Origin of the sequence: Streptomyces sp. ATCC 21386 (genome assembly GCF_018728545.1) — a bacterium.
GTDB lineage: Bacteria > Actinomycetota > Actinomycetes > Streptomycetales > Streptomycetaceae > Streptomyces.
The window spans coordinates 2,922,765-2,935,605 of the sequence record NZ_JAAVVL010000001.1; the positions used below are offsets into that span (position 1 = coordinate 2,922,765).

Genomic DNA, 12,841 nt, shown 5'->3' on the forward strand with positions numbered 1-12,841 from the left:
CATGGGAACCACCGGCCTGCCCACCAACCTGACCCAGGGCTCCCGCACCAAAGGCGGCATCGGCGAGTCAACGCTCCGTCCGGACGGCACCCTCAAGGTCACCGGCGAGTTCGCGTACTCCTCCGACATGTGGCACGAGGACATGCTCTGGGGCCAGATCCTGCGCTCCACGGTCGCCCACGCCGAGATCCTCTCCATCGACACGGCCGAGGCCCTGGCCACCCCCGGCGTCTACGCCGTGATGACGTACGACGACCTCCCCACCGAGGTCAGGAACTACGGCCTGGAGATCCAGGACACCCCGGTCCTCGCCCACGGCAAGGTCCGCCACCACGGCGAACCCGTCGCGATCGTCGCCGCCGACCACCCGGAGACCGCGCGCCGCGCCGCCGCCAAGATCAAGGTGGAGTACCGCGAACTGCCGGTCATCACCGACGAGGCCTCCGCGACCGCGCCGGACGCCGTCCTCGTCCACGAGGGCCGCGACGACCACCACGTCGCGCATGTCGCGCACCCCAACATCGTCCACCGCCAGCCGATCATCCGCGGCGACGTGGCGGCGGCCCGCGAGCGCGCCGACGTGATCGTCGAGGGCGAGTACGTCTTCGGCATGCAGGACCAGGCCTTCCTCGGCCCCGAGTCAGGCCTCGCCGTACCCGCCGAGGACGGCGGCGTCGACCTCTACATCGCCACCCAGTGGCTCCACTCCGACCTGCGTCAGATCGCGCCCGTGCTCGGCCTGCCCGAGGACAAGGTCCGCATGACCCTGGCCGGCGTCGGCGGCGCCTTCGGCGGCCGCGAGGACCTGTCGATGCAGATCCACGCCTGCCTGCTGGCCCTGCGCACCGGCAAGCCCGTGAAGATCGTCTACAACCGCTTCGAGTCCTTCTTCGGGCACGTCCACCGCCACCCCGCGAAGCTGCACTACGAGCACGGGGCCACGCGCGACGGCAAGCTCACCCACCTCAAGGCCCGCATCGTCCTCGACGGCGGCGCCTACGCCTCCGCCTCCCCGGCCGTCGTCGGCAACGCGGCCTCCCTCGGCGCCGGCCCGTACGTCATCGAGGACGTCGACATCGAGGCCATCGCCCTCTACACCAACAACCCGCCCTGCGGCGCGATGCGCGGCTTCGGCGCGGTCCAGGCGTGCTTCGCCTACGAGGCGCAGATGGACAAGCTGGCGGCGAAGCTCGGCATGGACCCGGTGGAGTTCCGGCAGATCAACGCCATGGAGCAGGGCACCGCCCTGCCGACGGGCCAGGTCGTCGACTCCCCTGCCCCGGTCGCCGAACTCCTGCGCCGCGTCAAGGCGATGCCCCTGCCGCCCGAGCAGCAGTGGCTCACGGCGGGCGAGGCGGCGGACGTACGACAGCTGCCGGGCGGCCTGTCCAACACCACGCACGGCGAGGGTGTCGTCCGGGGCGTCGGCTACGCGGTCGGCATCAAGAACGTCGGCTTCTCCGAGGGCTTCGACGACTACTCGACCGCGCGGGTCCGCATGGAGGTCGTCGGCGGTGAACCCGTCGCCACCGTCCACACGGCCATGGCGGAGGTCGGCCAGGGCGGCATCACCGTCCACGCGCAGATCGCCCGCACGGAGCTGGGCGTCACCCAGGTGACCATCAACCCCGCCGACACACAGGTGGGTTCGGCCGGATCGACCTCCGCGTCCCGCCAGACGTATGTCACGGGCGGCGCCGTCCGGAACAGCTGCGAGCTGGTCCGCGAGAAGGTGCTGGAGATGGGCCGCCGCAAGTTCGGCACGTACCACCCCGCCTGGGCCACGGCCGAGTTGCTGCTGGAGGGCGGCAAGGTCGTCACCGACGCCGGTGAGGTCCTGGCCGACCTGGTGGACGTCCTCGGGGACGAGGCCGTCGAGATCGAGGCGGAGTGGCGGCACCGGCCGACCGAACCGTTCGACCTGCGCACCGGGCAGGGCTTCGGCCACGTCCAGTACTCCTTCGCCGCGCACCGTGCCGTCGTCGAGGTCGACACCGAGCTGGGCATGGTCAAGGTCGTCGAACTGGCCTGTGCCCAGGACGTCGGCAAGGCGCTCAACCCGCTCTCCGTGGTGGGCCAGATCCAGGGCGGTACGACCCAGGGGCTGGGCATCGCGGTGATGGAGGAGATCGTCGTCGACCCGAAGACCGCGAAGGTGCGCAACCCCTCCTTCACGGACTACCTCATCCCCACGATCCTCGACACGCCGACCATCCCCGTCGACGTGCTCGAACTCGCCGACGACCACGCGCCGTACGGGCTGCGTGGGGTGGGCGAGGCGCCGACCCTGTCGTCGACTCCCGCCGTGCTCGCGGCGATTCGCTCCGCGACGGGGCTGGAGCTGAACAGGACGCCGGTACGGCCGGAGCATCTGACCGGTACGGCGTAGGGGCCGCCGGGCGCCTATGAGCTCGGGGGTGCGGGATCTATGGCGACCGCGGGCCCGGTGGGGCTTCTCGCGCAGTTCCCCGCGCCCCTGAAAGCAACGGCCCCTGCGGGCCGTTGAAAAAGCACGGGGCGCAGCCCCTGCTTTTTCAGGGGGTGCGGGGAACTGCGCGACCAGCCCCCACCGGACCCGCACCCCACAAGCACACCCCACAAGCACACCCCACGTTCGTCTCGGGCCGTCCCCCGCGTCGGGCGCACCTTCCCAAATCCCGCCGAAGCCCAGTGCAACGGCCGGGTGTCCCTGTGAACCTTGGGAGAACGCCCCCATGACCCAGCAGTCGCTCAAGCCGAGGACGGCCCCCGACGGCACCCCCGACCCGGTCGGCCGGTCCCGTCTCGACCGGTACTTCCACATCACCCACCGAGGATCCACGCTCGCCCGAGAGGTCCGCGGCGGCGTCACCACCTTCATGGCGATGGCGTACATCCTGCTGCTCAACCCGCTCGTCCTCTCCGGCCCGGACGCCGCCGGCGCCACCCTCGGCCAGAAGGCCCTGATCACGGCGACCGCGCTCGCCGCGGCCGTCAGCACGCTCCTCATGGGTGTCGTCGGCCGGGTCCCGCTCGCGCTCGCCGCCGGCCTCTCCGTCTCCGGCGTCGTCGCCTCGCAGGTCGCCCCGCAGATGACCTGGCCACAGGCGATGGGCATGTGCGTGATGTACGGAGTGATCATCATGCTCCTGGTCGTCACCGGCCTCCGCGAGATGATCATGAACGCCATCCCGCTGGCCCTGAAGCACGCGATCACCATGGGGATCGGTCTGTTCGTCGCGCTGATCGGCTTCTACAAGGCCGGATTCGTGCACCAGGGCAAGGCGACCCCGGTCAGCCTCGGCCCCGCCGGCGAACTCGCCGGCTGGCCCGTCCTCCTCTTCGCGGTCACCCTCCTCGCGATCTTCATGCTCCAGGCGCGGGGCGTCCCCGGCGCGATCCTGCTCGGCATCGTCGGCGGCACGGTCGTCGCCGTGCTCCTCAACGCCCTCGACGTCATCGACCCGAAGCAATGGGCGGGCGGCGCACCGGAGTTGCACGGCAGCGCGGTCTCGATGCCGGACTTCTCGCTCTTCGGGCACGTCGAGTTCGGCGGCTGGGGCGACGTCGGCGCGATGACGGTCGGCATGATCGTCTTCACCCTCGTCCTCGCCGGGTTCTTCGACGCGATGGCCACCATCATCGGCGTCGGCACGGAGGCCGGGCTCGCCGACGACAAGGGCCGGATGCCCGGCCTGTCCAAGGCGCTGTTCATCGACGGTGCGGGCGGCGCGATCGGCGGTGTGGCCGGCGGCTCCGGCCAGACGGTGTTCGTCGAGTCGGCGACCGGCGTCGGCGAGGGCGCCCGCACGGGCCTCTCCTCCGTCGTCACCGGCCTGTTCTTCGCGGCCTGTCTGTTCTTCACCCCGCTCACGGCGATCGTGCCCGGCGAGGTCGCCGCGGCGGCGCTCGTCGTCATCGGCGCCATGATGATGATGAACGCCCGGCACGTCGACTGGTCCGACCGCGCCACCGCTGTCCCGGTCTTCCTGACCGTCGTGATCATGCCGTTCACGTACTCCATCACCGCGGGCGTCGCCGCCGGAGTCGTCTCCTACGTCGCCATCAAGCTCGCCCAGGGCCGGGCGAGGGAGATCGGCGCCTTCATGTGGGGCCTGACGGCGGTGTTCGTCGTCTTCTTCGCCCTCAACCCGATCGAGAGCTGGCTGGGCGTCCACTAGGCGGACCGGGCCTCGCGGCCCGCCACCGAGTATCGTCCGCGCAAGCGTTGCCTGTGAGGAGACCGAGAGATGCTGGACATCGCCGAAGAGCTGCACCGGTGGGTCAGGCAGGGGCGTGACTTCGCCGTGGCCACCGTGGTGGCCGTCGGCGGCAGCGCCCCCCGGCAGCCGGGCGCCGCCCTCGCGGTGGACGCGGACGGCACGGCGATCGGCTCGGTCTCCGGCGGCTGCGTCGAGGGCGCCGTCTACGACCTGTGCCGCCAGGCGCTGGAGGACGGCGAACCCGTCCTCGAACGCTTCGGCTACAGCGACGAGGACGCATTCGCCGTCGGTCTCACCTGCGGCGGGATCATCGACATCCTGGTGACACCGGTGCGGACCGGCGACCCCGTCCGCCCGGTGGCCGCCGCGGCCCTCGCCTCGGCGGCGGGCGGGGAGGCGGCGGCCCTCGCCCGCATCGTCTCCGGCCCGGCGCACCTGCGGGGCCGGGCCCTGGTGGTCCGCCCGGACGGCTCGTACGACGGCGGGTACGGCGCCCACCCCGAACTGGACCGGACGGTCGCCGCCGAGGCCCGCGCTCTCCTGGACGCCGGCCGCACCGGCACCCTGGAGATCGGAGAGCAGGGGTCCCGCTGCGGAGCGCCGCTCACGATCCTGGTCGAGTCCTCGGTCCCGCCGCCCCGGATGATCGTCTTCGGCGCGATCGACTTCGCGTCGGCGCTCGTCCGGATCGGCAAGTTCCTCGGCTACCACGTGACCGTCTGCGACGCCCGGCCCGTGTTCGCCACCCGCACCCGCTTCCCCGAGGCGGACGAGATCGTCGTCGAGTGGCCCCACAGGTACCTGGAGCGCACCTCCGTCGACGCCCGTACGGTCCTCTGCGTCCTCACCCACGACGCCAAGTTCGACGTCCCGCTCCTGCGTCTCGCCCTGCGGCTCCCCGTCGCCTACGTCGGCGCCATGGGCTCCCGCCGCACCCACCTCGACCGCAACCAGCGCCTGCGCGAAGTCGGCGTCACCGAGCTGGAGTTGGCCCGGCTCAGGTCGCCTGTCGGGCTCGACCTCGGCGCCCGCACGCCGGAGGAGACGGCCCTGTCGATCGCCGCCGAGATCGTCGCCGACCGGCGTGGCGGCAGCGGGGTCTCCCTGACCGGCGCGCACACCCCGATCCACCACGACGCCCCACGCTCCCTCATGGAAGTGCCGAGCCTCCGCGTCTCCTGAAACTCCCGCCCGTACCGACGACTTGACCGCCGGGACGACAGGCCCGACCGTTGCGACAGGACAACAGCGCGACGGGGGCGGACAGTTGACCACGATGACCGGTGGGGGGCGCCCGCACGGGGGCGGCGCCGAGGGGCAGGACGGCGAACTCGCGACGGACGCGGAGGCGGAGACGGACATGCGGGGGCGGGGCGCCGCCACCGGGCCCGCCGCGGATGACGGCATGCGGTCGGGCGGCAGCACGGCCGGGAACCCCGGCACCGGGACCGCCGAGCGAGTCGAGGGCGGTGACGCGAGGGCGGGAGTCCGCGCCGGACCCGACGAGGCGCGTTCGGCCCGCGAGCTCTCTGGCGGTGACGCGTCCTCAGGCCGTGACGCCGAGGGCGGCGATGCCCCGAGCACGGGCGGTGGCACCGATGGCGGTGACGAGCCTCGCACCGCTGATGGCGATGGCGATGGCGATGGCGAGGGCGAGGGCGACGCGGCTGCCGGAAGCTCGGGTGGCGACGACGGGTTGGACGGCGACGGCTCGCATCACGACGGGTCGGGTGGCGACGGCTCGCATGACGACGGCTCGGGTGGCGGCTCCGACGCTGCCGCCCCCGGAAGCGACGGCACCGCTGACGACCGCCGACTCTCGACCGTCGCGACGGCGATCCTGGGCCTCTTCCTCCTGGCGGACGTCGTCTTCGTCTGCGGAGCCCTGGTGACCCTCTGGCCGGCGGTGCTGGCGACGGTGGAGCCCGGGGCGGAGCCCACGGCCACCGCGCGCTGGTCGCCGTTCGGGCTGGGGGACTGGTCGCTGACCGCCGACACCGCGATGCTGCTGGCCGTGGTCGTGTGCAGCGCGCTCGGCAGCTTCGTCCACGCGGCCACGTCCTTCGCGACGTACGTCGGCAACCGGCGGCTCTACGCGAGCTGGCTGTGGTGGTACCTCCTGCGCGCCGGCATCGGGGTGGCCCTCGCGCTCCTGGTCTATCTCCTGCTGCGCGGTGGCCTGTTCGCCGGCAGCTCCGGGGCCGGGGCGACCAACCCGTACGGCTTCTCCGGCATAGCCGGGCTCTGCGGACTCTTCTCCAAGCAGGCCACCGACAAGCTCCGCGAGATCTGCGACACCCTCCTCAGCACGAAGGGCGACGGCGACCGCGACCGCCGCGACGGCCTGTCCACGTCCCGCAACGGCGACCCGGGCCCGTCCTGACGACGGTCGGCCTCGTGCCTCCCGGCACCCTGCCGGGCGCCCGGTGGTTCACTCCGGCTTGCGCGCCAGCACATACGCCTGTGGGGTGCTCGCCGGTGTGCCGGGCCCGTCGGCCTCCCGCACCAGCCGCGCCGACTCCAGCAACCCGGCATCGCCGAGCAGTTCGGCGATCCGATCAGGAGGGAAGCGGTACACGTCGAGGTCGAGGGGGTGGCCGTAGGCGTGCCCCAGGTGGACGGACTCGTCGCCCACCTTGTACGCCAGCGCGAGGAGGCCCCCAGGGGCCAGCACCCGGTGGAACTCCTCGAAGACTTCAGGCAGTTCGGCGAGCGGGGTGTGCACCGTGGAGTACCAGGCGAGGGCTCCCGCCAGGCAGCCGTCCGCGAAGTCGAGCGCGGTCATCGTGCCCACGTCGAACCGGAGGCGCGGGTGGGCCCAGCGGGCCACGGCGACCATCTGGGGCGAGAGGTCGATCCCACAGATGTCGAGCCCCAGCGAGGCCAGATGCCCGGTGATCCGCCCCGGCCCGCATCCCAGATCCGCGACGCGTCCGCCCCCGGCAGCCAGCACCCGTTCGGCGAACACTCCCAGCATGGCCCGCTCGAACGGGCTCTTCGCCAACTCGTCTCTCAGCAGCATCTCGTAGTCGGTGGCGACCGTGTCGTAGGACTCCCGTGTGGTGGTGTGGCGGTGTGTGGTCATGGTTCGAACGGTAGGCGGAGGGTCTGACAACGATGTTCGAACGGCGCTCCATGAGGGGCTTTTCGGGGCGAGCGGCTCAGCGCGGCGGTCGGCCGTCGTCCCCGAGCAGTCCGTCCATGGCTCGGCCGAACATTCGTCTCGCCGTCCACGCCAGTGGGCGGTCGAAGAGGCGCGGCAGCCATCGCACCCGCAGGTCCTCGCGCCAGACCGTGCGGGACGCGTCCTCACCGTACGGATGCACCTCGATCTCGGCCCACCCGGTGACGAACCGACCGTGCTTGACGAGACGGCACTTCCCGGGAGCCCCGGACTCCGGTGGCTGCCAGACCGTGACCTCCATCGGGTCGTCGAAGGAGAGCGGCCCGACACCGCTGCGGGCCACGAACACCGTGCCCGCACCGGTCGGCGCGGGCGGGCGCACGGTGACGCGGGTCAGCGGCACGACGTCCGCGTGCCGGGGCCAGTCGGTCAGAAGCCGCCAGGCGCGGTCCACGGGGAGCGGAGTGAGGCGTTCCAGGAGGAAGAGAACCACTGGGCGAGCGTAAGGGAACAGCCGGGGCGGAGGCGGGTGCCGGGGGCGCGCGGAGGGTCGCGTCGCGCCCGGATGCCCCGACACCCACCGGCCCTCCCCAGCCCCTTCGGCTTCGGCACCTACCCGGCCCCTTCGGCTTCGGCACCTACCCGGCCCTCCCCGGCCCCTTCGGCTTCGGCACCCACCCGGCCCTCCCGGTCCCTTCGGCTTTCGGCACCCGTCCGGCCCTCCCGGCTCCCTCGGCTTCGGCACCCGCACCTGCCCCGGCTCCCAACTCGCCCGCGAACAACTCCGCCTGACCCTGGAGGTGTTGACCAGCCCCGTGCCGGGCCTGCGCATGGCGGACCGCCAACGGATCACCATGCGACCGACCGTGATCCACCGCTCCCCGGAGCGCCTCGAACTCCCCGGTGACCCGCCGCACCTCCTGAACGGCTCGCCGCCCCCGGCCGGTCGAGGGCGAGACACTCGTGCCGCCCCGCCCCGCCCGCCCCGGCGCGCGCTCACACGTCCAGCAGTTCCCGCGCCACCACCGGCACCCCCGTCTCCAGCGACCGGTTCGCCGCCAGGCCCGTCACCAGGGACCGTGCCCCGTCCACCGCGTCGGCCGCCCGCCCCAGCGCGTCCGGCACACGCTCCCCGAACAGGTCGGCCAGCATGCGGACATCGCCACCGCCGTGCCCTCCCTCGGCCGTCTCGACCCTCACTTCACGCGGCGGCTCCCAGAACCGGCGTACGAGCAGCTGGGTCCTGCCCGGTTCCTCGCCCGCCTCGGCGCCGTGCAGGACCGGGCTCGCCCCCGTGACGGGGACGTGCGGCCGGGTCCACGTCGACTCCTCCACCAGCAGCTCCACACGCCCCTCGCTGCCGTTGAAGGCGATGCGGTAGCCCTCCCAGGGGGAGTAGGCCGTCAGGTGGTAGGTCAGGGTGGCGCCGGACGCGTAGCGCACCAGGACCGCCATGTCGTCCTCGATGGTCACGCCGGGGCCGAAGACGTTCTGGTCGCGGTGGTAGCCGTCCGCCCCCTCGGCGTCCAGATAGAGCGCGCTGAGGACGGGGGAGTCCGCCAGACGCAACGCGAAGGGGTCGTTCTCGGCGGCGGGGGAGCCGTGGGCGCGGGCGTAGTCGCGGGCGATGCCGCGGCGCCGGCCCGCCTCGTCGCCGTAGAAGAAGAGGCCGCCCTGGGCGAAGACGGTCTCGGGGCGGGTGCCGAGCCACCAGTTGACCAGGTCGAAGTGGTGGCTCGACTTGTGGACCAGCAGCCCGCCGGAGTCGGCCTTGTCGCGGTGCCAGCGGCGGAAGTAGTCCGCGCCGTGCCGCAGATCCAGCAGCCACTCGAAGTGCACCGAGCCGACCTCGCCGATCTCCCCGCTCGCGAGCAGCTCCCGCACGGCGCAGTGGACGGGGTTGTAGCGGTAGTTGAAGGCCACCCGCACCTCGCGGCCCGTCCGGCGGCACGCGTCCAGGACACGGCGGGCGCGCTCGGCGTCGGTCGTCATCGGCTTCTCCGTGACGACGTCGCAGCCCGCCTCCAGGGCCCGCACGATGTAGTGGTCGTGGGTCCGGTCCACACCGCACACCACCACCAGGTCGACCCGCTCGCGCCGCAGCATCTCTTCGAACTCCCCGGGAGCGTAGGCGGGTACGGGTGTGCGGTCCGGGTGGTCGGCGGCGATCCAGGCGTTGTGGACGGCCATCCGGTGCGCGTTCGGGTCGCAGAGGCCGACCAGTTCGATCCGCTCCGCGAAGCGACCCGTCAGGGCCTCGGTGAACATCCGTGCCCGGGCACCGAGACCCACCACGGCCGCACGGCGGGGTTGTAGGGAGGTGGTGCAGGGGTCTTGTTGTGACATCCGGACCTTCCCTAGGGTCACTACAGGGGGTGGAAGCGCTTTCTAGTGAAAGAGGTGACGCACTCATGCCCCGAATCAGGACGAAGGAGTCCTGGAAACCCCGTGCGGTGGCCACCGCGCTCGCGCTCTGCGCGCTGCTCACCGGCTGCTCCGGACCGGACGGGTCGGGCGGCGTCGACGGCGAGGTCGTCCTGCGCTACACCTGGTGGGGCAACCCCGATCGGGCCGCCAGAACCCAGGCGGCCGTCGAGCTCTTCGAGAAGAAGAACCCGGGGATCGACGTCCAGACCTCCTTCGCCGGCTACGAGGCGTACAAGCAGAAACTCGCCACCCAGGCGGCCGGCGGCGACGCCCCGGACGTGATGCAGCTCGACTACCGGATGATCGACCAGTACGCGTCCGGTGGCGTGCTCCTCGACCTCGCCGAACAGCGACGCGCCCTGGACACCGCCGAGTTCGAACCGGGACTGCTCGCCACCGGCAGGGTGAACGGCAGGCAGTACGCCGTGCCGCAGGGCCGCGGCACCGAGACCATGGTCTACGACACCGAGAAATGGCGGGCGGCCGGACTCGCACCGCCCCGGGTCGGCTGGACCTGGAGCGAATGGGCCGACGCCATGCGGACGGTGGCCGAGAAGACCGGGGAGCCGGGCGGCACCGACCCGGGCCAGAGCGAGGACGCCTTCGAGATCTGGCTGCGCGGCCAGGGCAAGGCCCTGTACACCGAGGACCGCCGACCGGGCTTCGACGCCGATGACCTGACCCGCTGGTGGACCTTCACCGACCGGCTGCGCAGAGAGGGCGCCGTCTCGCCGGCCGAGCAGACGACCCAGCTCGACGGCTCGGTCGAGAACACCCCGCTCGGCCGGGGCACGGCCGCCTCCGACGTCAACTGGGACGCACCCGCGAGCGGTTACCTGGCGCTCGTGCCCACCGGGATCTCCCTCGCCCCCATGCCGGCGGGCGAGGACGGCACCCCGGGCCAGTACTTCAAGCCCTCCATGTTCATGGGGGTGGCCGCCGACTCCGGCCACCCGGAGGAGTCCGCCCGGCTCGTCGACTTCCTGCTCAACGACGACGAGGCCGCGAAGATCCTCGGCGCCACCCGGGGCATCCCCGTCAACGAGTCGATCCGCGAGGACATCGCGGCCGACCTCAAGGACTTCGACAGAACCATCTACGAGTACCAGGCCACGGTCGAAGGAAAGCTCGACCCGCCGCCCCAGGCGCCCCCGTCGGGCGACAGCGCCCTGCAGACCACGTTCCAGCGCGACTACGACCAGGTGTCCTACGAGCGGATGTCCCCCCGCGAGGCCGCCGAGAACTACCTCACCGAGGCGAAGGCGGAGCTGAGGTCATGACCACCACACACCTGCCGACGACCGTACGGAAGAAGGGAGTTCCCCCGCCGGACCGGCCCGGACGCCCCCGGCGGCGCGAGGGCGCGGCCTGGGTCTTCCTGTCCCCCTGGGTGCTCGGGGCCTGTGTCCTGACCCTGCTCCCGATGGCCGTCTCGCTCTACCTCTCCTTCACCGACTACGACCTCTTCAGCGCCCCGAACTGGGTGGGCCTGCGCAACTACACCCAGATGTTCACCGAGGACCCGCGCTATTGGCGCTCGGTGGCGACGACCCTGATGTACGTCGTCATCGCCGTCCCGCTCCAACTGGCCCTCGCCCTCCTGGTCGCCCTGGCCCTGAGGAACATGAAACGCGGGCGGGGCTTCTACCGCTCCGCCTTCTACGCACCCTCCCTGCTCGGCGCCTCCATGTCCATCGCCCTGGTCTGGCGGGCGATCTTCAACGACGGCGGCACCGTCGACAACCTCCTCGGCACCGGCGGCTGGGTCAACCGCCCCGGCTGGGCGCTGCTCGCGGTGGCCCTGCTCACCGTCTGGCAGTTCGGCGCCCCGATGGTCATCTTCCTCGCCGGACTCCAGCAGATCCCGGGAGAGTTGTACGAGGCGGCCGAGGTGGACGGCGCGAGTGCCTGGCGCCGCTTCCTGTCGATCACGGTCCCGATGTTGTCACCCGTGATCTTCTTCAACCTGGTCCTCCAGACCATCCAGGCCTTCCAGGTCTTCACGCCGGCCTTCGCGATCAGCGCGGGCAAGGGCGGCCCCGCCGACTCCACCCTCTTCTACACGCTCTACCTCTACGACCGGGGCTTCGTCGCCTCCCACATGGGCTACGCCTCCGCCATGGCCTGGGTGCTGCTGCTCGCCATCGGCGCGGTCACCGCGATCCTCTTCCGCACCTCCCGCTCCTGGGTCTTCTACGCCTCCGAGGGGGACCGATGACCAGCACCACACCCGCAACGCCCCTGCTGCGCAAGCCCGTTGCCTGGCGGCGGGTGGCGCTGCACGCCGGCTGTCTGGCCGCGCTCCTCGTCATGCTCTACCCGCTGGCCTGGCTGCTGGCGACCTCCGTGAAGCCCGCCGACGAGGTCATCGCCAGTCTCGACCTGCTGCCGAGCCGACTTCAGTGGTCCAACTACGAGACCGCGCTCGACGGCGTCAACGACGTGTCGGTGGGCCAGCTGCTCGGCAACTCCCTGCTGATCGCCGGTGGCGCGGTCGTCGGGAACGTCCTGTCGTGCTCCCTGGCCGCGTACGCCTTCGCCCGGCTGCGTTTCCGCTTCCGGGGGCCGCTCTTCGCCTTCATGATCGCGACGATCATGCTGCCGCACCACGCCGTGCTGATCCCGCAGTACATCATCTTCAACCAGCTCGGCATGGTGAACACCTACTGGCCGCTGATCCTGCCGAAGTTCCTCGCCACGGAGGCCTTCTTCGTCTTCCTCATCGTGCAGTTCATGCGCGGACTGCCGAGGGAGCTGGAGGAGGCGGCCCGTATCGACGGATGCGGCCCGTTCCGGAGTTTCCTCTCGGTGATCCTGCCCCTCACCCGGCCCGCTCTGATCACCACCGCGATCTTCACCTTCATCTGGACCTGGAACGACTTCTTCACCCAGCTGATCTACCTCTTCTCGCCCGAGAAGTTCACCCTGACCCTGGCCCTGAGGTCCTTCGTGGACGCGTCCAGCACCTCCGCGTTCGGCCCGATGTTCGCCATGTCCGTCATCGCCCTCCTCCCGATCGTGCTGTTCTTCCTCGCCTTCCAGCGGTTCCTGGTGGAGGGCATGGCCAACTCCGGGATCAAGGGGTGAC

10 protein-coding genes are annotated in these 12,841 nt (G+C 71.6%); 7 read left to right on the forward strand and 3 right to left on the reverse strand.

Translation table 11 applies throughout. The features are described 5' to 3' along the window. The first annotated feature begins 1 nt into the window (after position 1). From GWK25_RS12750 to GWK25_RS43405, 4 genes are all read left to right on the forward strand, one after another. Positions 2 to 2,389, forward strand: a complete 2,388-nt coding sequence (locus GWK25_RS12750) for a xanthine dehydrogenase family protein molybdopterin-binding subunit (RefSeq protein ID WP_215450029.1) — start codon at positions 2 to 4, stop codon at positions 2,387 to 2,389. 325 nt (positions 2,390 to 2,714) lie between these two features. Next, positions 2,715 to 4,160 carry an NCS2 family permease gene (locus GWK25_RS12755; protein WP_215450031.1) on the forward strand — a complete coding sequence of 482 codons (1,446 nt, stop codon included), beginning with the start codon at positions 2,715 to 2,717 and terminating at the stop codon, positions 4,158 to 4,160. 69 nt (positions 4,161 to 4,229) lie between these two features. Next, positions 4,230 to 5,384, forward strand: a complete 1,155-nt coding sequence (locus GWK25_RS12760) for an XdhC/CoxI family protein (RefSeq protein WP_215450032.1) — start codon at positions 4,230 to 4,232, stop codon at positions 5,382 to 5,384. 94 nt (positions 5,385 to 5,478) lie between these two features. After that, positions 5,479 to 6,585 (forward strand): hypothetical protein, encoded by a 1,107-nt coding sequence (locus GWK25_RS43405; protein WP_251828841.1) that lies wholly within the window; start codon positions 5,479 to 5,481, stop codon positions 6,583 to 6,585. Positions 6,586 to 6,633: 48 nt separating this feature from the next. Here GWK25_RS43405 and GWK25_RS12770 read toward each other — a convergent pair whose 3' ends face one another. The 3 genes from GWK25_RS12770 to GWK25_RS12780 all read right to left on the reverse strand — a co-directional run bounded on the left by GWK25_RS12770 (position 6,634) and on the right by GWK25_RS12780 (position 9,672). Then, on the reverse strand, positions 6,634 to 7,287 hold the full coding sequence (locus GWK25_RS12770; protein ID WP_215450034.1) for a class I SAM-dependent methyltransferase: 654 nt from the start codon (positions 7,285 to 7,287) through the stop codon (positions 6,634 to 6,636). Between the two features lie 76 nt (positions 7,288 to 7,363). Further along, the gene (locus GWK25_RS12775) at positions 7,364 to 7,819 is read right to left on the reverse strand and encodes an SRPBCC family protein (RefSeq protein WP_215450037.1); all 456 of its coding nucleotides are present in this window, start codon (positions 7,817 to 7,819) and stop codon (positions 7,364 to 7,366) included. Between the two features lie 503 nt (positions 7,820 to 8,322). Then, positions 8,323 to 9,672: a Gfo/Idh/MocA family protein gene (locus GWK25_RS12780; protein WP_215450038.1), complete on the reverse strand. Its 1,350-nt coding sequence runs from the start codon at positions 9,670 to 9,672 to the stop codon at positions 8,323 to 8,325. A gap of 65 nt (positions 9,673 to 9,737) precedes the next feature. On the opposite strand from GWK25_RS12780, the gene GWK25_RS12785 reads away from it, so the two are divergent. The 3 genes from GWK25_RS12785 to GWK25_RS12795 are packed head-to-tail and all read left to right on the forward strand — an operon-like array spanning position 9,738 to position 12,840. Further along, positions 9,738 to 11,033, forward strand: coding sequence for an ABC transporter substrate-binding protein (locus GWK25_RS12785; RefSeq protein WP_215450040.1), 1,296 nt, complete (start codon positions 9,738 to 9,740; stop codon positions 11,031 to 11,033). Next, positions 11,030 to 11,971 carry a carbohydrate ABC transporter permease gene (locus tag GWK25_RS12790; RefSeq protein ID WP_215450043.1) on the forward strand — a complete coding sequence of 314 codons (942 nt, stop codon included), beginning with the start codon at positions 11,030 to 11,032 and terminating at the stop codon, positions 11,969 to 11,971. Before GWK25_RS12785 ends, GWK25_RS12790 begins: the two co-directional genes overlap by 4 nt. Continuing rightward, on the forward strand, positions 11,968 to 12,840 hold the full coding sequence (locus GWK25_RS12795) for a carbohydrate ABC transporter permease (protein WP_215450046.1): 873 nt from the start codon (positions 11,968 to 11,970) through the stop codon (positions 12,838 to 12,840). The genes GWK25_RS12790 and GWK25_RS12795 overlap by 4 nt, the downstream gene beginning before the upstream one ends. The last annotated feature ends 1 nt before the right edge of the window (position 12,841 follow it).